The organism is Qipengyuania sp., assembly GCF_042095715.1.
GTDB lineage: Bacteria > Pseudomonadota > Alphaproteobacteria > Sphingomonadales > Sphingomonadaceae > Qipengyuania.
Genome location: NZ_JBELMO010000058.1, coordinates 1 through 21,504, shown reverse-complemented (window position 1 = coordinate 21,504; position 21,504 = coordinate 1). Strand labels below are relative to the sequence as shown.

The window sequence follows — 21,504 nt, the reverse complement described above, 5'->3', positions numbered from 1 at the left end:
TGCCCGGAAACGCTTGCTCTAGATGGGTCCGCCGGTAGATATTCTGAATTTCGCGCGTTGACGGTTTCCAGGTCGGCGCTGCTACCTCCCAGTAGGATTGGAGAAATGCCGCGTAGGTCGGCGTCTTGCGCCCACGCTGCTTCTTGTCGGCAGGGTTTTCACCAAGCTCAATGCGCAGGATAAGGCGTCGTGCGACATCCTTGGCAATACGCTCTGTTAGGATGGCAGCGTCACCAATAGTGATGAGCCGTTGCTTACCGCCCATCGTGCGCTGCAGAACATAGCTCTTGCGGCCCGATGGATGGACGCGCTCGCCAAAGCCGGGGAGCACGTAGTCAAATCTCGAGCGACGCTTGCCAGCCTCGCCCGGTATGACGCGCGCAAGCTCCTCTGCAATGATCTGCCTAAGGTCGTACTGGGTCATGCAGCCATCCCCATTGCACTTGCGAGATTGGAGCAGATGCGATCAGCGCTCTCCGCAATCGCCTCGTCAGCCAGATGTGCGTACCGCGCAGTTGTTTCCGGAAGCGCGTGGCCGAGTAGCTTGCCGATTGTCGCCAGCGGAATGTGCTGTGCAATGGCAACCGAGGCGAAGCTGTGACGCAGATCATGAAGCCGCACGTCGGGCAGCGCAGCCTTGCGCCTGATGCGATCCCAGTACTGACCGAGATTGATCGGAGCCTCGCGACGCATGGCAGGAAAGACCAGCAGCTCGTCGGCACGACGTTCCAGTCCCTCGAGCACTGCGATAGCTTGCGGGTTGAGATAAATCGTCTTTGGGCCGGTCTTGCTGTCAGGCAATTGCAGACGTGGTGGCTGGACATAACGCCAGCGTAAGGTCGCGATTTCCGAGACCCGAGCTCCAGTGTAGATGAGCATGAGCAGCGCCGGAATGACAAATGGATTGACCCCATCATGTTCGGCCAGAACGCGCCCCAGTCTTCGGTATTCAGAGGCAGAGAGGTAGCGCTCGGGCAGATCGCGTTTGAAGCGGGAGACGCCGCGGCACGGGTTGGAATTCTTCACCCGGTAGCCGAGCTTCTCGGCATACTGCATCATCACCGACATGATAGGGATGGCGCGGTTGAAGGTCCCTCCCCGCTCAGCCATGCTGTCTCGCCAGCGGTTGATGTCTCCGCGCTCGATCTTATCGACCGGCAGGTCACCGAACCTTGGCATGAGCAGTTGATCGATGCGCGAACGCGATGATCGCTGTGTCGCTGGCTTCCAATGCGGCGAATAATCCTGCCAGAACTCTTCGGCATAATCAGCGAACAACGGCACTCGCCTCTTCTCGGGCGCGGTAGGGAGGTCGGCAAGCGTTGCCTTGATGAGCAAACTGCGCGCGGCAGCGCGCGCGGCGGGCGCGCCCAGCGCACCTGCCGCCATCCCCGCGCAACCAAGTGTCACCATGCGCTGCACGCCTCGCGGACTATGCTTGACTATCCATGTAAGGTGACCCGACTTCCGTTTGCGAAGCCCGAAGCCGGGAAGTTCTGTGTCCCACGTAATACCGATGGGAAGCGACTTTCGACGAGCGACATGACCAGTCAATTTCAGCCTGAACGATGGCCTGCGAGGGGCTATGACTGAGCCTTGGCTACTATGCGATCGCTCACGTGTTGCCGAAATCGAACTTACTGTTTTATCGTGCTTTTCTTCCATTCATGCAGCTTAAGCTGCGTACGGTGTGCTTAAAGTCCGCTCCTTCACCCTACTCGCTGAGAGCACACCGACCGTAAGCCAGTCGCTCTCGGTATATAAGTGGTGGCTCAAAATGGGCCGGTTGCTGACTGTCTGCTTTGGGCAGGCAACCAATGCAAATCGGCCATTTTGCTTCCGACCCCATGGCAGACCACCCATGTATGCCCAGCACCTGTTCAATGGCAGCCGTTTGTCGTGTCTCTACAATACATCAGGTAGCAGAAGCCCATGAAGTTCATCACTCTCAATCGCGCCTCGACCCTTTCCGTTGGGCTGAGCTGGCCGGGTTTCCGGCTCGTGAAGCAGCAATGCCGCTCGACCATACGCGCCTAATCGATACTTCTCTGCGCTTGGCGCAGATGCCATTGCCCGCTTCGTTCGCGACGGCTTCGTCTGGGTGGGTGCTGCATTTTCATCCAAGGTGGCCGCAGAAGCGCGCGCGATCCTGTGGGTGGCCACGGGATGCGATCCCGATGACTCGACCACCTGGACCCGGCCCGTCTCGAGCGGTTCGATCAGGCTCCGTTTCACGAAGCGGCAAACACAACCGCCCTGCATACAGCATTCGACCAGCTTGTGGGCAAAGGTCGGTGGCTGCCGCGGGGCGGACTCGGAACATTTGCTGTTGGCTTTCCATCTGCCGAAGAACCTGGAGACGACGGGTGGCACATCGAGGTCAGCTTCGCTTATGAGAAGCCCGACTTCATGGAGTGGCGGGCCAATGTGCACCGCAAGGGCCGCGCCCTGTTGATGCTGTTCCTATTCTCGGATGTGGGTATTCACGATTCCTCAACGCGCATTCGGGTCGGCTCGCATATCGATACAGCGCGACAACTCGCACCGGCCAAGGAAGCCGGTCTGACCCTTCGAGAGTTGACCTCGGACGGATTCGCCGGATCGGCCCATCGCCTGGAGCAACTGGCAACGGGTCCGGCCGGCAAGGTGTATCTGTGCCACCCTTTCCTCGTGCATTCTGCATATAAGGATTACGGTAAGTAGCCGCGCTTCATTGCGCAGCCGCCACTGCTACCGCGTGAGCCGATCAGTCTCGAGCGTTCCGACAATAGCTACTCGCCGGTCGAGAAGACTATTCTGAGAGCTTTGGGCAGGTGACGCGGTCAGAATTTGACGCAAAGGCGTGTCTGCCAGCATGACGCGCCTTGCAAATTATATATTGCGCACAATATAATTGGATACTATTTATCCTGCTGTCTAACCGTAAGGAGCTAACATGAAAAATCTCTACAACACTCGCGTTAACGCCTATGGTGGCCGCGCCGGAAAGGTCAAAAGCGAAGATGGCATTCTCGAGCTCGACCTCGCTCTACCGAAGGAACTCGGTGGCAAGGGCGACGCGACTAATCCCGAGCAACTCTTCGCTGCTGGTTATGCGGCTTGCTTCGAAAATGCCGTGATCCATGTAACGCGGGCACAGACCGACAAGGTGGGTGACGACGACATTGAAGTCTCCTGCCAGGTCGGCCTCTTGCCGAATGGTAATGACGGGTTTAATCTCGCTGTCACACTGGATGTCGAAATTGCCGGGGTCAATCAGGCAAAGGCTGACGAGATCGTGAAGAACGCCCACGCTGCTTGCCCCTATTCCAACGCAGTCAGCGGAAACGTCGATGTGAAAATTAATGTGTTCGCCCAATGAATGACGGAGTGGCAGCAGCACAGGACCCGCGCGATCCCTTGTTGCTCGATCGACAGGTTTGCTTTCCCCTTTATGCTGCCACCAACCTCCTCAGCCGCCTCTATGGCCCTGTTCTTCGGGAGCTGGGTCTCACCTATCCGCAATATCTGGTCATGCTGGTATTATGGGAGAAAGAACCCCAGACGGTGGGCTCCCTCGGCGCGCGGCTTTACCTCGATAGCGGAACTCTCACCCCTCTGCTGAAGCGTATGGAGGCCGCCGGCCTGGTTCGACGAACACGCGATCCGGAAGACGAGCGCCGAGTGGTTATCGAACTGACCGAGAGTGGAAAAATACTGCGCAACCAGGCAGTGTATGTTCCCGAAACCCTTGCGAGGGGGCGCAAATCCGTAGGGATTGACGAACTGCGGGACAGCGTGCGCAGGCTTGTCGAACTGCTTGCGGAGCAAACCGGCTCGAAGAGGTGAAGCCTCTCAGCAGGTGTCGCACGTCTGCGAGGATTGCCTGTCCGATCTTCGTGGGGCGTCCACTGGGACGCTTGGCGATAGTCGAGCGACCTTGCGATGCAGTTCGTTTCCTCTCGCCCGCCCGCGTAAATGAGGACTGCCGACCCGACTTTACAGACCTATCTCGACCGCAATGTCGCCGGTGCCACTCTACTGGTGGCACCCGAGACCGGACAGCCAACATCGGGCGATCCGATCGAAATCGTCCTGACCGGCCCCGACATGTTGAAGCTGCAAGAGCTGTCGCAGGACGTGCAGGCGCTGCTGGAAGACGAGGTTGGCGTAGTCGACGTTCGCGACAATCTCGGCAGCATCAAAGGTGAGATCGCACTTCAGCCAAACCGCGAGGCTTTCCGATGAATCGGCAAGGTCAGAGACGTCGAGCCGTTCCACCGACCTGGCTCTTGCCGATATCCCGTTCAACCATGGCCGCCGCATTTCTGGAGAATGGCCAGGCGCGGACTCTGTGGCTGTCGGGCGTTCACCGGAGAAGTGCCACGAAGGCCGATGCCAAGATCCTTGCCGGACAGGATCTGGACTATTCGCTCGACCCCTTTGATGACCAGAGCTTCTACCGGTCGGCCGCGCGTTCGCGCAATGCCGCGCTGGAAGTTACCGTGGGCGTGTCGCCCAAGGCCTCGCGGGTCTGGCTTGGCAAGGCAAATTCAATCGAAGGGTTTGCCGCTTCGGCGGCGCTGCTCATCAACGCTGTCGCGGCCGCGAAGCAAGGAACCGCCGAGCCATTCCGCTTTCTCGCAACCCCGGTGCAGGCGCTCGACCCTGCACAAGTCAAAGGCGGATAAAGACCGAACCCAGGTCGCTTTGTTGCCACCGTTCGAGATGTCCTTAAGCCCAATCCATCTCCGTTAAGCCGACTAATCCTATTGTCCGATATGGGCATCGCTCCGACGCCCTCGAACCGACGTCCGCTTTCGGAACGTAGCCCTCAATGCTCGGATGACTGGGATGAGAGGGCGAAGCCGACCTGAGCGCATGCCATGCGAACATCTGCTTCTGGCGAACCGCCGAGTTGGTGGTTAGGACCGACATTAGAGTCGCAACCCGCCATTCCACTTTTGACCATCCAGTCTACGCAAGCGCCAAGCCCCAGACTATTTGTCGAAACCCGGGCGGATCGGCGTTTTCTACTTGGACAAGGCGATGCGGGTAGAGTGGGCAGGCACAATCGTTTATGCTAGCCAAAGTGAGCCGGTTCTGTACGAAGTCATTCTGCCGTCGAAATGTGGGATCGCGTCGAACTGCCTTTCTCCTCGCGCACCTGACCCACGAATTCGAGAAGAAACGCAGTGCTCAAACCGAACATGACGAGGCCGTTGGCAGCCACGATCGCAGACAGCAGCCGCACATCCTGCGAGAGGATAACGTCGCCGAAGCCTAGCGTCGTCAGGGAAACCGTTGCGAAATAGAGCCCCGGTTCCAGCGCTTCGAAGGCACCCAATACAATAAACAGGCCCGCCCAAATCCAAGCCGCCAGCGTGATAGCGAGCAGCATCCATATCGTAGAAGCGGCAAGAAGCAAGGTCGCTCCAAAGCGTGTTGTTCGCGTGCGAGGCGGCGTGAAGCGATCATCGACTGAGAAGGCTATTGCGGCAAAACACGCTTGCATGATGATGGTAAGTGCAACGGTCACCGTTCCGATCGCGAGTTGAGCGACGATACTCATCGTTGATGATCCTCAATTTTATCAATTTGATTTACTCCTCCGATTATTATCAGTCTGCAGTGGAGTCTCGCTCATTCTGAGCTTCTACCCGCCGACAACAGCACGACTTGCACATGCAGTCCTCGGCCCGGCTTGGACCGGAACGAGACGGAGCCGCCTATGGCTTCGGCAAGTCCGCAGACGATCGCTAAGCCAAGGCCGGCTCCGCCCGTCTGTCGATCGCGTGACGGATCGAAACGGGCATAGGCCGTGCCTAACGTCAGTTGTTGGTCGGGCGCAACTCCCGGGCCATCGTCCTCAAACGACCAGCAGGTCTTACCGCCATCCGAAACATTCCTTACCGTGACGGTCGAGGCGTGGCGCAGGGCATTATCGACGAGGTTATCAAAAATCCGTCCGAGCGCGGTGGGATCACCCAGCACATGGCTTGCCGGCGAAAGGTCGAGGCCGATGCGGTCCTCATCTGAATGCAGCGCCAATAGATCACCAGTCAGAGCCGTAAGGTTGACCTCCACCGTCGCCCAGACCGCGGCGTCGCTCTCTTTATAGTAAGAGGGCGACGCTGCGCTTCGTGAAAGTTTTGAGGTCAGGAGAGAGGCTCCCGACCGGCCCGTCATGGAGAAAACTCATGGGCTCCGCCGCGAACCCGAACTGCCCGATCATCTCGATATCGCACGAGAAACGCCGGACTCGTTACCGACCGGCGAGTTCGCGATTTTCGAGGATGACCCGGATGAAGCTGCGCGCGCATCGGCCTTGCGGCGACGGATGCAAGGGCTGGCGCGACAGGCCTCGCAACCCCGACGACGGCATTGATCTGTAGGAGATCGTGATGCGAAGCGTTACTAAGGGTTTATCGAGACGCTCGGGCGGCGGTACGCCTCTGGCAGAACATTGCTCGACGAGATTCCAGAGCACATTGAGCCGGGGCCATCTTCTGGACACTCCGATCACGATGAATCCGAAGGATACTGAAATATCTTTAGGTTCAAACCAATGCAACGAAGTTACTGATTTATAAGATATGCGCCAGCTTACCGCCCATTCGTCGAAAAGACGACGCCAGTGCGAAGTGCAGCCATCACGAAATCAAGTTCCTTGTCCAGGCTGACGGATTCGCTGCCATGATATTCGGGACCCATGCCCCTCAGTATTTCATAATTCGGCAAGGAGAATAATAAGTCGAAGACTATCTTAGCGATCGCCGGGAAGTCTGAGAACGCAATTTCTCCGTTTGCGTAGCCGTCCTTTAGAATTTGGTTCATAACGCCGGTAACGTCAGCCACGGCTTTGGCCCTGATCTTGTTCTGCAAATCGGGGCGGTAATTGGCAAGCCATGTCAGCAAGGTCTGTATGCCGCGGCCTTCTGCGGTGAGCGAGGCTTCTAGAAATTTATGCGCAACGGCTTCGAGGCGCTCGCGAATGGGGCCATTGGCAGGAAGAGTGCTCACCGGACGGATGTGCTTCGCAATACCATAGTCCATCGTCGCACATAGCAGTTCATCCTTGGATTTGTAGCGTGCGTAAAGTGTTCGCTTCGATACGTGGGCCGAAGCGGCGATCGCGTCCATCCGGGACGCATCGAGGCCTTTAGCGATAAATTCCTGCAGCGCTTCCTGCAATATGTGCTCGCCTAGTTTCTCGGCCTCCTCTTTTGAAGGACGACCGCCGCTTGAGGTTCTGCGGGGAAGTGACATCTATTCTCTCACTATTGCATTGGTTCGGCCATCTGATCTGCTGCCCAGTAGGACGAGGCCTTTGTGGTATGGCCAGGCAAAGCTCCGCAGCGGGCAACGCGGACTAATGATGCCCACATGAACGCTTGCCTGCCGCAACGGAAAACGGCATGGTACCGGTGAGTTTACTTTCTTTCATCGCCGGCGCCAGCAAAAATGGCCTTTCCCCCAAGGCAATCTCTCCGATCGATCAGTGAGCCGAGCTTTAGCGGTTGGAATGCAATCTCTGTCTTTCGTAGGTTCGTAGGGTTGAAGCCATTGCGGAACTGCGATGGCCAGCGCCTTCCAGATAATATCCCGATCGGACCGATATCGGTTCTCCGTCTTTCTGCCCTTTTATTGCTGGTCGCCTGCGCCGCCTTAACACCGGCTTCCGCTCAAATCGCTCCTGTGGCGGAGCCGATGGCCGAGCAGGCCGCTGAAGTGGCTACCGACCCTTTCGGTCGCGAGACGCCGCGTGGAACGGTGACCGGCCTGATCAGCGCCCTGGCGGCGAAGGACTACACGAGGGCTGCTCACTATTTCCACCTGTCTGCGGAAGAGGATGAGGCTCAACTTGTCGATCAAGGAGCGATCTGGGCCACCAAGCTGCAAGCCGCGCTCGACCAACAGGGGACGCTCCTGCCTTTCGGTGCCTTGTCGAACGAAGCGAGTGGGCGTCTCGACGATGAACTGCCGGCCGACACCGAAGAGGTAGGCAGGCTCGGCGGCGAGGAAAGTCTGCCGATCCTTCTCACCCGGACCGACAGCCCTGTCGGCAGCGAGGTCTGGGGGATTTCGCAGGAGACCGTTGAAGCTCTCGAAGCAGTGTCTGTGGCGGCGACAAATCCGGCTGAACCGGAAGACGGTGAAAGCGCCGAGGTGGCCGGAGCCCCGCTGCAGGACTGGGCTCTCTTGCTCGGGAGCGCAGCCGGCAGTTTCTTTCTCTACTGGCTTATATCGGCCGGACTTCTGGCCATCATGCGGCGTTTTGTGGCCGACCGCGAGAAAAGCGCGATCTACCGCTTCACGCAGGCCGCCTTGCCGCCGCTCAGCCTGTTTCTCGCAGTGGTGACCTTCCACCTGTGGACGGGCAGCATCGAGGCGTCCATCGTCGCGCGCCAGACCTTGCTGCGCTATATCGGTATCGTTGGCTGGGTAGCGCTTGCTTGGTTTGCGCTGCGCCTGGTCGATGCCATCGCACGCGTTGCTAGTGCCCGGATGGAACGCCGCCAGCGGCGGCAGGCAGTGTCGGTCGTCGTCCTGTTGCGGCGTACGGCAAAGATAGTGCTCTTCCTATTGGCGACGGTAGCGGTCCTCGACACGCTGGGGGTCGATGTGACCACGGGCATTGCCGCATTGGGCATTGGCGGCATCGCCTTGGCGTTAGGCGCACAGAAGGCCGTGGAGAATTTGATCGGCAGCCTGAACGTCATCGCAGACCGCCCTGTTCAGGTCGGAGACTTCTGCCGCGCGGGAGATATTGTCGGCACCGTAGAGGATATCGGTATGCGCTCGACGAGGATTCGCACGAATGAACGCACGCTCGTCACCATCCCGAACGGTGATTTTTCCTCCCGCGAGATCGAAAACTTCGCCAAGCGCGACCGCTTTCTCTTCAATCCCACGATCGGCGTCGAATACGGTATCTCCGCAGGCCAGCTGCGCCGGGCCGTGGAGATTATCGAGCAGATCCTGCGCGATCACCACCTGATTGAAAAGGATGGCCTCCGTGCTCGATTTGCTCATTTCGGCGAGAGCTCGCTGGATATCGAGATCTGGTCCTACATCATGGTTGCCGATTACGCGGAAAGCCGACTGATCCGGCAGGAACTGCTGCTGGCCATTTTCGAGAGGTTGAAGGCAGCCGGTCTCGCTATCGCCTACCCGACGCGGACGGTCCATTTGGTGACCCAGGAGAATGACGTCGGCGCGTAGGTCGCCGCGCCCAGATGGTATTCACAGCAGCCAATCGATCGGCGTTTTGCTGAGAAGGCGAGTGAGCACTCGCGACCACCATGTGGTTCCAGGCTCGGCCAGTTCACATTGACGGACATCGTCGCGCATGTCCATCCAGTTCAGTCGGCCTTTGTCATCCACGACGATTTTGTAGGAGCCGGACGCGATCATGGTATCGAAGGCGTGGTGCATCTGTGCCGCCAGATTCTCACTCTGGATGACGATCCCGAGCTCAGTATTGAGAGCGAAAGAGCGCGGATCGAAATTGAAAGAACCGACAAAGACCCGACGGCCGTCTACAGCGAACATCTTGGCATGCAGGGTGGCATTCTCGTTTGTGTTGCGCGGCGAAGGTCGACGCAGAGATTTGCGGGTGGTCTTGGGCCGGTCTCCAGGGGCAGGCATCTCATACAGACGCACCCCCGACTTCACGAGAAAATGCCGATGCTTTGCATATCCGGCATGAACCATAGCGACATCGGTCGAAGCAAAGGAATTGGTCAGGACGCGCACATCGACCCCGTTGCGTGCCATTTGCGCAAAGGCCCTGGCACCTGATGAGGTCGGCACGAAATAGCCCGAAACGACGAGCAATTCCCTTTCCGGTTGACCGATGAGACTCCTGAGGACGCTAGCCATGAGATCGCCTTGACGCGATTGTCCGAGAACCTTGGCGGGCCGATCGCTGACCAGCTCGACGGGCACCCATTCGAATTCAATCCGTCCGGCCCGCGCACGCTCAAGCAAAACAGATCCGGCGGCACGGCTTAGATAATCGGTCGCGGAGGGGCCGGAAACTGACCGCGTGAAATCAGTTGCCCCGCTTGCCGCGTACTGCTTCGGATCTTCCTTCACGATGCAGTCGATTTCGACTGCAGCGGGAAAATTCCAGAACGCATCGAAACATTCGGAGACTTCTTGCACCACCGCGCCTACGCAAAGCGCATCCACATCGGCAAAAATCCCCTGCTCTCGGTTGGCGAAGTACTCGTCTCCGACATTACGCCCGCCGACACAGGTTATCTGATTGTCGACTGTAAAGCTTTTCGAATGCATCCTGCGATTGACGCGGTGGAAATCCAGCAGGAAATCGAGCGGCTTGAAGTGTCGGTTTCGAAACGGATTGAAAATGCGGATTTCGAAATTGCGGTCGCTGGCCAGCCAGCGCAATTTGCGGTCGAGGCCGGGAATGCCGTTATCGTCAACCAGCAGACGGACCCGTACACCCCGCGCTGCCGCTCTGCGCAAGTCTTCCAGCAGGAGATTACCGGTCAGATCGTCGCGCCAGATGTAATATTGCAGGTCGATCGATCTTTCGGCCGCGGCGATGAGTCGAGAGCGGATGGCAAACGCGTCTATGCCGTCCTCGACAAGTGCAACGCCCGTCAGGCCGGGATGGCCCACCGCGTGCTTAGCGACACTCAAGCCGATTGCGGAAAGTGCCGTATTTCCGAACGCATGAGAAGCTGCGCGCTGTATCATGAACGGAGGGTGCCGGTCGCGCATCCGCGTTACGGTGCGCTGTCGGGAGGCGTTGTCTGCGACGGAACAGCAGGGCCAATGTCCGGTTCTGTTCCGGTTAGTGCAACCGACCTGTTGCACAGCTTTCTCGTCATCTCCCGGTCGCGAGTCGGGTCTGTCACGACCGCGCGACCCGAAGTCTGGCCACGCATCCCCATGAGACCGCAAGGACCGGGATGGTCGCCGCCTTCCGCTTGCGGATCGGTCACGGCCTGTAAGACACGCAAAGTGCCGTGCTCGGCATCGCGACACGCCAGCAGCACGCGCACGCCTTTCATCGCCAGGTGCGGGGCGATCTCGTAGCCGGTGCCGCTATTGGCGCCGTTAACGACGGCCGGCCGTCCGGATTGATGGGGGATATCGGAAAAGGCGAAGCTCATGCGGTATGTTCGTCCCGGTGCCATGACGGGCGCTAATCCTCGGAACTCGTCGTTTCGGGCACGGCTGATGCGACAGTGTCCGGATCCGACGATGGCGGACTATCCTGCCATGCCTGTGCCCGACCGCGCTCCACGCCATAGTCGAACAGCGTGCGCATATAATCCTGCTCGAAAAGATCGTGCTCGTCCGCGTCGAAGTCCTGCTCGATAAAGGTCAAGTGATATCCGGCGCCGGTCGATCTCGCCCAGACATAGGCCGAGGCCACACGGTCCTGGAGGCTGGAGAAGAGCATCACCTCAAGCGTCCGCTTGGCGATGCTGGAGAGACCTGCTTCGATCAGCTCGAACTCGCCTGCCATCTTGCCGTTGACCAGCAGATACAGCTCCGTTGGGGACTGGCTGTCCCGCAGGATCTGGTCGTTCGCGACCGGCGGAGCGGCCATCAGGGTCGCAATGGTGCCGCCATCGACATGGAGTTCGCTGATTCGCTCTCCCTGCGCTTCCATCTCGATCAGCACCGGGGGGAACTGCACCGGGACGGAGCTGCTGGCGAGCAGGATGCGCCGGAAAAGGGCATAGCGACCGGGCGCATCACCGGCCGCGATCGCTCCCATGTCCCAGATCGCATTGCCGGGGCGGTCGAGGCTGACGGTGCCGACGAACAGGCGCCGGCCCTTGCGGTGCTCTTCGCCGATGGCATCGATCACCGCATCAGTGGCGAAGCGGGCGATTAGAGCCTCGAGCGGCCCGGTCGTCGCGACGCTGGTCGAGAACGGGATCGCCAACGCGAAGCGGTCCTTGTAAATGTCGTCGGGCGTGATCTCGGTATAGGCGCGTTTCAGCTCGTCGTCGTAGTCCGGCCCGAGCAGCGCGAAGGGGGCGATGAGAGCCCCGGTGCTGACTCCAGTGACCACGGCAAATTCAGGTCGCTTGCCGGTTTGCGACCATCCGTTGAGAAAACCCGCACCATAGGCCCCGTCATCCCCACCGCCCGACAGCGCGAGCACGCGCAGTGGCTCGCCCGGCGGTGGCGGGGCGATCGAGATCTGTGTCAACAGGTCGGGGGAATTGGCCCAATGGCGGATTTTCGGCGAATCCGGCGCGTGCGCGGCTTCGATCTGCGCGGCCTCGAACGGTTGCCGGTCGAAGCTGGCACAACCGCCAAGCAGCAATGCGGGGCCGAGCACTCCCAGGACGAGCGTTCGCACCAGGTCGATGGCCTGTCCCGGCATCATGGTCAGGCGGAGTTCTTTACGGGTTCGCATCGCCATCCTTCTCGGAAATCTCTGGGGGATCAGCCTCCGGCGCGTTCCAGCTTCCGCCGAGCGCCAGATTGAGCGTGACGAACTGCTCGCGTTCCATGCGCTCGATCGTCGCCAGATCGCTGCGCGCAGTGATCGCCTGCTGCCGGATCTGCAACACGTCAAGCAGGCTGCTTTCGCCGACCCTGTACCGCAGATCCTCGATCCTGAGCGCTTCCTCTATCTCGCGCACGCGGATGACGGCCGCGTCCCGGCGGCGGCGAAGCACCACGCCGCTGTCGAGCGCGGTTTCCACCTCCTCGAAAGCGGCCAGCGCGGCGCCGGCATATTGCGCGATCGCCGCGCGCAGTTCGGCATCGGCAATGTTTTCGCCGGCAGCCAGCGCGCCGCCCTGGTAGATCGGCGCCGCGACATTGCCGCCAATGCTGAACAGGGTCGCGGTAGGATCGAAGATATTTTCAAGGGCGTCCGACACCGCGCCCGCCAGCCCCGTGAGCGACAGGCGCGGCAGGCGCGCCTTGCTGGCCTGGTCCTCGGCATGCAGTGCGGCGGCGACGCGCCGCTCGGCCGCGACCAGATCGGGCCGCCGCTCGAGCAGCGTCGAAGGCAGCCCGGCAGGCGGCGGCGTTGGCATGGGCGGCAAGTCAATTCCCGAGGCGAACTCGGCCGCGGGATAGCGCCCGACCAGTAGTTCGAGAGCACGGATCGCCTCGCGCCGCGCGCCCTGTGCCCGTGCGAGAGCCTCGCGCGCCTGTTCGAGATTGGCGCGGATCAGTGCCAGATCGCCATCCATCGCGACGCCCTCGCGGACCTGCAGACCCACCAGGCGATGCAGATGTTCGAGCGTATCAACCGCTTCCTCGGCCAGCCCCACCTGCCGCGAAGCCTCGATCGAGACCAGATAGGCGCGCGCCACGCCCGCGGCAATCGATTGCCGGGCCGCGAAATAGTCGGCGCGGGCAGCCGCCTCGTTCTCGAGCGCGGCATACCAGCCATCGCTGATCCTGCCCCACAGGTCGATTTCCCAACTCGCCTGCGCCAGTCCCAGAAAGCTGGTGCTGTCATATTCGATGCTGGACGGCACCGGCAGTCCGGCCTGCCCGCCGATTTCGATATCATCGATCTCGATATGGCTGCGCGAACCCAGGCCGACCGCCTGAACGGCCGGACGCAGCCCGGAACGCGCCTGACGGGCAAGTGCTGCGGCGCGCTGGACCTGCGCCGCGGCGGCCTGAAGATCACTGTTCTTCTCCTGCGCTTCGGCCACGAGCGCGGCGAGGCGCGGGTCGCCGAAGGCGGCGACCCATCCGTCCGCGACCGGCCCTGCGGCATCGGCGACTGCCCGCCAGCGTTCCGGCAAAGGCGGCAGGGCCGCGCGGGCGGGTGCGACCGGACCATCGCCGACCCTGTCGGGATGCGAGCAGCCTGACACCAGCATCAGGCCGAGCAACATGGCGGTGAGAGGGACGATGCGCATGGTTCAACTTGCCCCCTGTGGCTCGGCTGCGGTCTCGTCAGGGCCGATCTTGAAGAAGATTGCATAGAGGACCGGCACCACGAACAGGGTCAGTACCGTCCCGAAGGCCAGCCCGAAGGCCAGGACCACGGCCATCGCCTTGAAGAAGGCGTCGAACAGCAGTGGGATGACGCCGAGTACCGTCGTCAGCGAACTCAGGATGACCGGGCGGGCGCGATCATAGGCTGCCTCAATGATGGCATCGAAACGCGGTTTGCCCTCGCCGATCTCGATATCCATCTGATCGACCAGCACGATCGCGTTCTTGATCAGCAGGCCCGAGAGCGAGAGCACACCGAGAATGGCGATGAACTCCATCGCTATGCCGGTGAAGAGCAGGCCGATGGTTACGCCGATGATCGCCAGCGGCACGATCATGAAAATGATCACCGGCTGGCGCACTGCGTTGAACAGCACGATTACCACCAGCACCATGCCGATGACACCGAGCGGGACCACGCCAATCAGCGAATCGATCGCCTCGGTGCTCGTTCCTTCCTGGCCGTCCCATTCGAAATGGTAGCTGGAAGGCAGTTCGATCGCCTCGACGTCTCCGCGCACGCGATCGAGCAGACGGTTGGCGGTTTCGCCCGGCGCGGGATCGGCCTGGGCGTTGATTGCCCAGCGCTGATCGATCCGCTGAATCTGCGAATGACGCCAGCGGGTCTCGAAACCGTCGATCACTTCCTGCAGCGGAAGCGAGGCGCCGCTGGCGCTGAACACCTGGATTGCTTCCATGTTCTGCGCGTCGCGCGTTTCGCTTTCGGGCGAGCGGGCGATGATCGGGATCAGGTCGTCGCCCTCGCGGAAGACGCCTATCGGACGGCCCGCGAACGTGCCCTGCAAGGCCTCGGCCACGTCCTCGCGGCTGACGCCAAGGCGACGCGCGCGCGTTTCGGAATAGAGCGGGTGGATGACCGGCACCTGCTCGCGCCAGTCATCCTTCACGAGGATGGCCGCTTCGTCCTCGGCGAAGACATCCTTGGCCTGCTGCGCCAGGCTCTGCAGAACCGCCGGATCGGGCCCCGAAAACTGCGCCTCGATCTTCGAGCCGCCACCCGGCCCCAGTTCGAACAGCCAGACCTTGGCGCGCGCTTCGGGGGCGTTCTCTTGCAAATAGGCATGCACATCTGCCTGCAGCCGCTCGAGCGTCGAGGCGTCCTCAACCCGCAGGATCATCTGGCCGAAGGAGGATGTCGGCGCCTCGGGCTGATAGACCAGCTTGTAACGCAAGGTACCCATGCCGACCACGGTCTGAACGTCAGTAACGCCGTCCATCGTCGCCAGATCCTCCTCAATCTCCTCCAGGTCGGCATTGGTCCGCTCGATATCGGTGCCCGCAGGCAGCCAGTAATCGACCATCAAATGCGGCGTGGTGGAGGCGGGAAAGAAACCCTGTTCCACGAACGCGAAGCCCACAAGGGAGACGGCGAACAACCCCCCGGTCAGGCCCATGGTACGCCAGCGATGGCGCAGCGCGCGCGCGAGCCATTCGCGATAGGCGGTGCCGATCCGGCCGGCTTCGCGCTGCGGGGCGGCCTCGTCCTCGAGACCGTCGTGGCCTGCATCGAATCCTGTCTCCCGATCAGTGCCGGAAGCGGCAGCATCCTCCTCCTTCTCGAACAGCCAGTTGGCGAGAAAAGGCGCTACGGTGACCGCGAAGAACCACGAGAACAAGAGCGAGATCATCATCACCCAGAACAGGTGATTGGTGTATTCGGCGACCTGCCCGGGGGCGAGGCCGATCGGGGCGAAGGCGATGATGCCGACCAGCGTGCCTCCTAGTAGCGGCCACAGCATCTGGCCCACGATCGCGCGCGCCGCCTCCAGCCTGTTTTTGCCCTGCTTGAGGCCGACGAGCATCCCCTCGACCACGACGATGGCGTTGTCCACCATCATTCCCAGCGCGATGATCAGCGCGCCCAGCGAGATGCGGTGCATCGGTATCCCGCCGGCATTCATCCCAGCCAGCGTCGCCGCGACGGTGAGCATGAGCACGGCGCCGATGACCACGGCCGAGCGCCAGCCCATGAAGATCAGCAGCGTGACCACCACGATGACGAGCGCCGTCGCGACATTGATCACGAAATCGCCGATCGCGTCCGACACCACCTTGCCCTGGTGGTAGAATTCGTGGATCTCGATGCCGATCGGGCGGTCGCTCTCGCTCGCGCGCAGCTTGGCTTCGATCGCCTCGCCGACCTCGACCACATTTGTGCCGGTCGCATTCGAGATGCCCATGCCCACCGCCGGCCTGCCATTGTAGCGCAGGATCTGCATCGGCGGATCGACATAGCCGCGCGTCACGCGGGCCAGATCGCCCAGTCTCACGACCGCGCCTTCCTGGCCGGTCATCACCGGCAGATCGCGCAATTCCTCGACCGAATCGATCTCGCCGGTGGGAACGATCTCCAGACGCTGGTCGCCGACGCGCACGCTGCCCGCTGCGACGACGGAATTCTGCTGTGCTAGATCCTGATAGACGCTCTGCACCGACAGCCCCAGCGCCGCGACCCGCTCGCGCATGATCTCGACATAGAAGGCCTCGCGTTGCTCGCCCGACAGCACCACCTTGCCCACACCCTCCACACCGCTCAGGTCGGTGCGCAGCTTTTCGGCATAGTCGTACAGCTCGGCCGGCGAATAACCATCGGCGGTTAGCATGTAGAAGATGCCGAAGACGTCGCCGAAATCGTCGTTGACGATCGAGGGACCTGCCCCGGGCGGAAGCAGCCGGGCGGCATCGGCCACGCGGTTGCGCAGCTTGGTCCAGACGATCTGGAGCTGTTCCTTGTTGCGCCCGAACTCGTACTTGATCTCCACCTCGATGCGCGACTGGCCCGCCTCGGAGGTCGAAACAATCTCCTTCACCTCCTGCATCTGCCCGATCTCCCGCTCGAGACGCTGGGTGACCTCGGTGGCGACCTCCATCGGCGATCCGCCAGGATAGGGTGTTACCACGACAGCGCGGCGGATGGTGAACTCGGGATCCTCGAAGCGCGGCAGCGACCCATAGGCCGCCATCCCGGCAACGATCGTCCCGATGATGACGAGCAGGATGAGCAGGCGATTCCTGATCGAGAAGACGGCGGGATTAAACGACATGGCTCAGTCCCGCTCGTAGGGGCGGACTTTCATCCCCTCTTCGAGATTGGCCACGCCAGCAGCCACTATCAGGTCTCCGCGGCCGATGCCGGCAGTTACAGGCAGCATTCCGCCTGCTCCCTTGCCTACGGTGACGCGGCGCAGCGCGATGGCTCCCGTCCTGCGGTCCACGCGCCAGACGAATGTCTTTTCGTCACGCCCAACGATCGCTTCCAGTGGCACAGCCGGCATCTCGGCATCATCGGTATCGAGCTCGACATGCAGTGTTCCCGTCATGCCCGGCAGGATCAGCGCGCCGGAAGGCGGATCGAACAGGAACGTCGCCTCGTAGGTGAGCGACTGACGCGTGGCGTCGGTGGCGAACGAGCCGAACCGGGCCGCGAACCGCCTGTCGGGAAGACTGTCGAGCGCGATCGCCGCGTTGATCGGGGCCCGCTGCTCGGCATTGGCAACGATGGACGAGGGAACCTGGACCACCACCTTGGCGGAACCGGCGGTCTGTAAGGTCACGACCGGCTGCTGCGGCGAAACATATTCGAACGGCTCGGTCAGTCGCCTGGCCACGCGGCCCGAAAAGGGCGCCCGCAAGACGGTCTTCTCCAACTGCTCGCGCGCATTGTCAAGTTCGGCTCGCGCAGTGTCGCGCTGCGTTTCGCGCTGAACGTGCACTGCCCGCGGAATCGCGCCTTCGCCGACCAGCGCGTCGGCGCGGCGGAATGCATCCTGTGCCGCCTCGTACTGTTCGCGTGCCTGGACGAGCTGGTTGCGCGCGATGGTCTGGTCGAGCTGCGCGATCACCGTGCCGGCCCTGACGAAATCGCCCTGGTCCACCGTCAGCCGGACGATCTTGCCCGGCACATCGAAGGTTAGATCCGAAGATGTGCTTGCCTCGATGATCGCGGGAAACTCGTAAGTCCTCGCCTGACCGCCTGCCGCCACGGTGTAGAGTTTGACCGGACGCCGATCGGCCTCCTCCGGAATGGGAGCATCGTCGCAACCTGCAACAAGGCATGCGAAAATTAGCGAAACGAATATGCGCAGCATGAAGAATTTGGGTCTGAAAATGGTTCGGCGCGAATCAGACTTTGACATGCGCCCAAAATGAAACGAATAAGTTTACATATCATCGCTCGTCGCAATAGGAAGACCCAATTGCAAGGCCAAACGCTTTCGCTGAACCTGTCTCATCCCGAATCGACGAACCGCCCCCGGGTCGTCATCGTCGGCGCCGGTTTCGGCGGCATGGCTGCGGCGCGCGCTCTTCGCGGCAATGCCGCGGAAGTGACGCTGATCGACCAAACCAATCATCACCTGTTTCAACCGCTGCTATACCAGGTCGCGACTGCGGCGCTTTCCCCGTCCGATATCGCTACGGCCACCCGTGTGCTGATGCGCGGCGGGTCAAACCTAAGTGTGTTGATGGCGGAGGTTACAGGCGTCGATATCAGGGCGCGCTCGGTGCTGCTGCGCGATGGGCATCGGTTGCCATACGATTATCTCGTACTCGCCACGGGATCGGCCTCGAGCTTTTTTGGACAGGACAACTGGCGCGAACACACGCTGGTTCTCAAGACGATTGAGGATGCGCTTGCCATCCGCGCGCGGTTGCTGGAAGCGTTCGAGCGGGCCGAGCAGTCGACCGACGACGCAGAGATACGACGCCTCCTGACCTTTGCTATTGTTGGGGGCGGCCCAACTGGCGTGGAACTGGCTGGGACCATCTCCGAACTCGCACGCGCGACTTTGGCGCGCGATTTCTCTCGCATCGATCCGCGCGACACGCGTGTGGTCCTATGCGAGGCGGGCGGCCGTTTGCTGTCGGGTTTCGATCCCGCGCTTTCGACCTATGCGACCGAAGCTCTAACCTCGATGGGGGTGGAGGTGCGGATTGGCACGGCCGTCGAGGCAATCGATCCCACCGGCGTGGTGCTCGGTAGCGAGCGGATAGATACCGGAGCCGTGCTGTGGTGTGCCGGCACTGAGGCCCGTCCGGCTGCTGAATGGCTTGGAATCGATGGGGTCCGCAACGGGGCTGTAACGGTCCGGTCCGATTGTTCGGTGCCGGGTCATCCAAACATCTTTGCGATCGGGGACGTCGCAAGTTTCGAAGCAGGCGGCGACGAGCGCTTGCCGGCTCTTGCACCAGTTGCCAAGCAGCAGGGCACATATGTCGGGAAGCTGCTCGCGGCCCGTATCGCCGGTCGGCGCGAGCCCGGCGCCTTCCGCTACCGCGACTATGGTACCATGGCGGTGATCGGGCGCTCGCGTGCGGCGGCGCAATTCGGCAGGCTCCGGCTCACGGGATTTCTCGCCTGGCTGGTCTGGTCACTTATACATTTGATGCTGCTTGTGGACTTTCGCAGCCGCCTGGTCGTCTATGTCAACTGGGCTTGGGCATGGTTTACTTACGGACGCGGGGCGCGGTTGTTGACGGGATCAACCACAAGCGATGCCCGGCAGCCGCCGCTCAGCGACCCAGAAAGCGGGCGGCCCGATGACAAGTAGCGGTCTCAGCCAATATTCAAATAGTTGACCATGATGAAAGCATGCTCCCGCACCGCCATCTAGGACCATTCGAAGGCTCGCCTGGCCTCGCTATCCATCACCTGCAAGTTGTCGCGACCTAGCTTGCACTTGATCGCAGGAAGCGCTCGAAGCCAAACCGCATCTAAGATCAGCGTATCTGTCTTTGGCGTCGATCTACCTCAGTTGACTAAGCAGCGGTAGGCATGGCGGTCGCATGAAGACCGAACGGCTTCGGCGACACTACGTCATAGCTCTCATCTTCCCTGGAAACCCGGCTAGCGGCGAAGATATCGCGTTTCAGCTCACCATAACGGGTTTGGAGGAGGAGCTCTTCTATCGTGGCATCCTGCTGTTCGCGCTGGATCAGGCTTTCACCGGAAGGAGACGGTTCCTCGGGTCGATTGGGGATGGGGCGCGGTCCTGTCGTGCTTCCTGTTCGGATTGGCACATGCCTGTGGCTTCTCGGACGACAGCTTTGCCTTCGATCCCATCACGATGGCGCTGACGGCAATCCCAGCCTTTATCGCGGTCTGGCTGCGTTTGCGCACCGGAAGCCTGCTCCTGCCGGTTCTGCTTCACAATTTCGGCAATTCGCTCTCGTTCATCGTGTGAAGATGTCTTCCCGGAATGCCCGCTTCCGGGATCAGCATTCTGCCCGTAAAATGACCGAATTTGGGGCGCAAAGCCGACATCGTTCTTGTTTGATGGCCGCCCGAAAAGCGGCGACGAAATCACCTTGCCGAGCGTTAACGGTCGCCCGACTCATGTGATGAGAACCGCTTTGCGAGGCGCGCGCTGGCTCCGCTTTGCGCGGCGAGCTTAGCCCCATAGCGCATTACCGTTGCTGGATCGCGCCAGCGATAGGCTTGCATGATCGCGGGCAGCCCCTCCCCCGCCGCAAAATTGTCTTGAGCCACCCCGACCCTGATTGAATGGCTCGAGATGTCGCTCACCCACCGCTCTAGCCGTTGTTCGCTCATTTCGCCCAGCAGTCCTTTCGCATGCGCCGCGCGCACCATCCTACGGTATATCAGCGTGATACTGTTAGGATGCATCGGACGATTGCCGACCCGGCTGACCGATCCGTCGAAATGCACCTCGACCCGCCGCAGCAGCGGTCCCGAACGGATATCGACCGCCTTCTTCCAGACGCGGATAGCCTCCATCGTTCTCGGCGACAGATAGGCATAGGCGCCCTCCCCTTCGGTATCGGTCTTGCTCGAGGGGATGAACAGCACCCCTGCCCCGCCCTCGCCCGCCTCGATATGATCGATCTCGATCGCCACCAGTTCGGAACGCCGGCAGGCGGTGTCATAGGCGACCCGCAGGAGCGCCGCATCGCGCACGCCCAGCCAGTCGCGGCGGCAGGCTTTCAGAAGATGCGCCAGGCACACGCCCGTAGGCGGTCCGTCGAGATCGGCGATATCTCCCTTGTAGCGGATCCCCTTTGCCTGGCGCTGGCGGGTGCCACGCGCACGGCGCATGGCCTTCAATTCGAGCTTCACCAGCGGTGCCGCGGTCGGATCGGTCAGCCCCGCCATCCTATAGGCCATTCCGACATGGACGAGATAGCGCGCGATTGTCGCGGGCGCGCGTCTCTTGATCGGGGTGCGCAGCCGTCGCTCGGTTTCCAGGCCGCCAAGCGCCCTTACCCAATCCGCAACCAGTCGCGCGTCCGCTCCCGGCGCCCGAACTCCATTTACCCGACACCATTCGTTCCATAACGCAAGATCCGACAGGAACGCGCGTTTGGTATTGGCCGCCCAAGCGCGAACCGCCGCGTCGATCACGGCCGGATCGATCGCCGATCCAGCACCGCCGAGCGCGGCGACGGTCGCGACCACGGGTTCGCCCTTTCGGTCCGCAAGTTCGTTCGACAAATACGCGGGGACGCCGTTTGGAGCGATTTCGGAAGCCATTCGACGGGCTTGCGCACATTTCCACCATCTGTCTAGTAGTGATAAGCAGG

The 21,504-nt window shown here is 61.2% G+C and carries 20 protein-coding genes; 8 read left to right on the top strand and 12 right to left on the bottom strand.

The genetic code is table 11. The annotated features are described in order from the left end of the window. On the bottom strand, window positions 1-424 hold a 424-nt coding region (locus tag ACFDTG_RS12690), incomplete at its 3' end, for an Arm DNA-binding domain-containing protein (RefSeq protein ID WP_375291405.1). Beyond that, window positions 421-1,665 carry a tyrosine-type recombinase/integrase gene (locus tag ACFDTG_RS12685; RefSeq protein WP_375291404.1) on the bottom strand — a complete coding sequence of 415 codons (1,245 nt, stop codon included), beginning with the start codon at window positions 1,663-1,665 and terminating at the stop codon, window positions 421-423. The genes ACFDTG_RS12685 and ACFDTG_RS12690, both read right to left, overlap by 4 nt. 615 nt (window positions 1,666-2,280) lie before the next feature. Between ACFDTG_RS12685 and ACFDTG_RS12680 the strand changes: the two genes are divergently transcribed. The 5 genes from ACFDTG_RS12680 to ACFDTG_RS12660 all read left to right on the top strand — a co-directional run bounded on the left by ACFDTG_RS12680 (window position 2,281) and on the right by ACFDTG_RS12660 (window position 4,670). Next, the gene (locus ACFDTG_RS12680; protein WP_245978829.1) at window positions 2,281-2,703 is read left to right on the top strand and encodes a hypothetical protein; all 423 of its coding nucleotides are present in this window, start codon (window positions 2,281-2,283) and stop codon (window positions 2,701-2,703) included. Between the two features lie 232 nt (window positions 2,704-2,935). Then, entirely contained in the window at window positions 2,936-3,361 is a 426-nt protein-coding gene (locus tag ACFDTG_RS12675) for an organic hydroperoxide resistance protein (protein WP_046903468.1), read from the top strand. Beyond that, complete coding sequence (locus ACFDTG_RS12670) at window positions 3,358-3,828, top strand: MarR family winged helix-turn-helix transcriptional regulator (protein ID WP_063612561.1); 471 nt, start codon at window positions 3,358-3,360, stop codon at window positions 3,826-3,828. Before ACFDTG_RS12675 ends, ACFDTG_RS12670 begins: the two co-directional genes overlap by 4 nt. Window positions 3,829-3,957: 129 nt before the next feature. Next, window positions 3,958-4,227 carry a hypothetical protein gene (locus ACFDTG_RS12665; RefSeq protein WP_046903470.1) on the top strand — a complete coding sequence of 90 codons (270 nt, stop codon included), beginning with the start codon at window positions 3,958-3,960 and terminating at the stop codon, window positions 4,225-4,227. A gap of 65 nt (window positions 4,228-4,292) precedes the next feature. Next, window positions 4,293-4,670: a hypothetical protein gene (locus ACFDTG_RS12660; protein ID WP_063612560.1), complete on the top strand. Its 378-nt coding sequence runs from the start codon at window positions 4,293-4,295 to the stop codon at window positions 4,668-4,670. A 422-nt stretch (window positions 4,671-5,092) separates the two neighbouring features. On the opposite strand, the gene ACFDTG_RS12655 is transcribed toward ACFDTG_RS12660, so the two are convergent. The 3 genes from ACFDTG_RS12655 to ACFDTG_RS12645 form a co-directional block, all read right to left on the bottom strand. Further along, window positions 5,093-5,551, bottom strand: a complete 459-nt coding sequence (locus tag ACFDTG_RS12655) for an ion channel (protein ID WP_375291403.1) — start codon at window positions 5,549-5,551, stop codon at window positions 5,093-5,095. A 71-nt stretch (window positions 5,552-5,622) separates the two neighbouring features. Beyond that, on the bottom strand, window positions 5,623-6,168 hold the full coding sequence (locus ACFDTG_RS12650) for a HAMP domain-containing sensor histidine kinase (protein ID WP_082347913.1): 546 nt from the start codon (window positions 6,166-6,168) through the stop codon (window positions 5,623-5,625). Window positions 6,169-6,585: 417 nt separating this feature from the next. Further along, a complete protein-coding gene (locus ACFDTG_RS12645) occupies window positions 6,586-7,248 on the bottom strand; it encodes a TetR/AcrR family transcriptional regulator (protein ID WP_053833462.1) in 663 nt (220 codons plus the stop codon). Window positions 7,249-7,689: 441 nt separating this feature from the next. On the opposite strand from ACFDTG_RS12645, the gene ACFDTG_RS12640 reads away from it, so the two are divergent. Beyond that, window positions 7,690-9,204, top strand: coding sequence for a mechanosensitive ion channel family protein (locus tag ACFDTG_RS12640; protein WP_063612715.1), 1,515 nt, complete (start codon window positions 7,690-7,692; stop codon window positions 9,202-9,204). 21 nt (window positions 9,205-9,225) lie between these two features. On the opposite strand, the gene ACFDTG_RS12635 is transcribed toward ACFDTG_RS12640, so the two are convergent. Genes ACFDTG_RS12635 through ACFDTG_RS12610 form a run of 6 tightly spaced genes read right to left on the bottom strand, consistent with a single transcriptional unit; the run spans window position 9,226 to window position 18,053 of the window. Further along, on the bottom strand, window positions 9,226-10,731 hold the full coding sequence (locus ACFDTG_RS12635) for a phospholipase D family protein (RefSeq protein WP_082834643.1): 1,506 nt from the start codon (window positions 10,729-10,731) through the stop codon (window positions 9,226-9,228). A gap of 5 nt (window positions 10,732-10,736) precedes the next feature. After that, entirely contained in the window at window positions 10,737-11,126 is a 390-nt protein-coding gene (locus tag ACFDTG_RS12630) for a hypothetical protein (protein ID WP_046903475.1), read from the bottom strand. A 32-nt stretch (window positions 11,127-11,158) separates the two neighbouring features. Beyond that, on the bottom strand, window positions 11,159-12,391 hold the full coding sequence (locus ACFDTG_RS12625) for a patatin-like phospholipase family protein (RefSeq protein WP_158246558.1): 1,233 nt from the start codon (window positions 12,389-12,391) through the stop codon (window positions 11,159-11,161). Continuing rightward, window positions 12,378-13,865, bottom strand: coding sequence for an efflux transporter outer membrane subunit (locus ACFDTG_RS12620; protein ID WP_053833465.1), 1,488 nt, complete (start codon window positions 13,863-13,865; stop codon window positions 12,378-12,380). The genes ACFDTG_RS12625 and ACFDTG_RS12620 overlap by 14 nt, the downstream gene beginning before the upstream one ends. Before the next feature lie 3 nt (window positions 13,866-13,868). Then, on the bottom strand, window positions 13,869-17,009 hold the full coding sequence (locus ACFDTG_RS12615) for an efflux RND transporter permease subunit (RefSeq protein WP_063612556.1): 3,141 nt from the start codon (window positions 17,007-17,009) through the stop codon (window positions 13,869-13,871). Between the two features lie 3 nt (window positions 17,010-17,012). Next, entirely contained in the window at window positions 17,013-18,053 is a 1,041-nt protein-coding gene (locus ACFDTG_RS12610; RefSeq protein ID WP_066850901.1) for an efflux RND transporter periplasmic adaptor subunit, read from the bottom strand. A 108-nt stretch (window positions 18,054-18,161) separates the two neighbouring features. On the opposite strand from ACFDTG_RS12610, the gene ACFDTG_RS12605 reads away from it, so the two are divergent. Continuing rightward, window positions 18,162-19,514: an NAD(P)/FAD-dependent oxidoreductase gene (locus tag ACFDTG_RS12605; protein WP_225871714.1), complete on the top strand. Its 1,353-nt coding sequence runs from the start codon at window positions 18,162-18,164 to the stop codon at window positions 19,512-19,514. 462 nt (window positions 19,515-19,976) lie between these two features. Then, window positions 19,977-20,147: a type II CAAX prenyl endopeptidase Rce1 family protein gene (locus ACFDTG_RS12600; RefSeq protein ID WP_230292605.1), complete on the top strand. Its 171-nt coding sequence runs from the start codon at window positions 19,977-19,979 to the stop codon at window positions 20,145-20,147. A 134-nt stretch (window positions 20,148-20,281) separates the two neighbouring features. On the opposite strand, the gene ACFDTG_RS12595 is transcribed toward ACFDTG_RS12600, so the two are convergent. After that, entirely contained in the window at window positions 20,282-21,454 is a 1,173-nt protein-coding gene (locus ACFDTG_RS12595) for a tyrosine-type recombinase/integrase (RefSeq protein ID WP_082834644.1), read from the bottom strand. Between the last annotated feature and the right edge of the window lie 50 nt (window positions 21,455-21,504).

Bases quoted from the DNA above. Each gene is read 5' to 3' on its own strand.
- ACFDTG_RS12685 (WP_375291404.1), bottom strand. From the start codon at position 1,665: ATGGAAGAAAAGCACGATAAAACAGTAAGTTCGATTTCGGCAACACGT.
- ACFDTG_RS12675 (WP_046903468.1), top strand. From the start codon at position 2,936: ATGAAAAATCTCTACAACACTCGCGTTAACGCCTATGGTGGCCGCGCC.
- ACFDTG_RS12670 (WP_063612561.1), top strand. From the start codon at position 3,358: ATGAATGACGGAGTGGCAGCAGCACAGGACCCGCGCGATCCCTTGTTG.
- ACFDTG_RS12665 (WP_046903470.1), top strand. From the start codon at position 3,958: ATGAGGACTGCCGACCCGACTTTACAGACCTATCTCGACCGCAATGTC.
- ACFDTG_RS12660 (WP_063612560.1), top strand. From the start codon at position 4,293: ATGGCCGCCGCATTTCTGGAGAATGGCCAGGCGCGGACTCTGTGGCTG.
- ACFDTG_RS12655 (WP_375291403.1), bottom strand. From the start codon at position 5,551: ATGAGTATCGTCGCTCAACTCGCGATCGGAACGGTGACCGTTGCACTT.
- ACFDTG_RS12650 (WP_082347913.1), bottom strand. From the start codon at position 6,168: ATGACGGGCCGGTCGGGAGCCTCTCTCCTGACCTCAAAACTTTCACGA.
- ACFDTG_RS12645 (WP_053833462.1), bottom strand. From the start codon at position 7,248: ATGTCACTTCCCCGCAGAACCTCAAGCGGCGGTCGTCCTTCAAAAGAG.
- ACFDTG_RS12640 (WP_063612715.1), top strand. From the start codon at position 7,690: ATGGCCGAGCAGGCCGCTGAAGTGGCTACCGACCCTTTCGGTCGCGAG.
- ACFDTG_RS12635 (WP_082834643.1), bottom strand. From the start codon at position 10,731: ATGCGCGACCGGCACCCTCCGTTCATGATACAGCGCGCAGCTTCTCAT.
- ACFDTG_RS12630 (WP_046903475.1), bottom strand. From the start codon at position 11,126: ATGAGCTTCGCCTTTTCCGATATCCCCCATCAATCCGGACGGCCGGCC.
- ACFDTG_RS12625 (WP_158246558.1), bottom strand. From the start codon at position 12,391: ATGCGAACCCGTAAAGAACTCCGCCTGACCATGATGCCGGGACAGGCC.
- ACFDTG_RS12620 (WP_053833465.1), bottom strand. From the start codon at position 13,865: ATGCGCATCGTCCCTCTCACCGCCATGTTGCTCGGCCTGATGCTGGTG.
- ACFDTG_RS12615 (WP_063612556.1), bottom strand. From the start codon at position 17,009: ATGTCGTTTAATCCCGCCGTCTTCTCGATCAGGAATCGCCTGCTCATC.
- ACFDTG_RS12610 (WP_066850901.1), bottom strand. From the start codon at position 18,053: ATGCTGCGCATATTCGTTTCGCTAATTTTCGCATGCCTTGTTGCAGGT.
- ACFDTG_RS12595 (WP_082834644.1), bottom strand. From the start codon at position 21,454: ATGGCTTCCGAAATCGCTCCAAACGGCGTCCCCGCGTATTTGTCGAAC.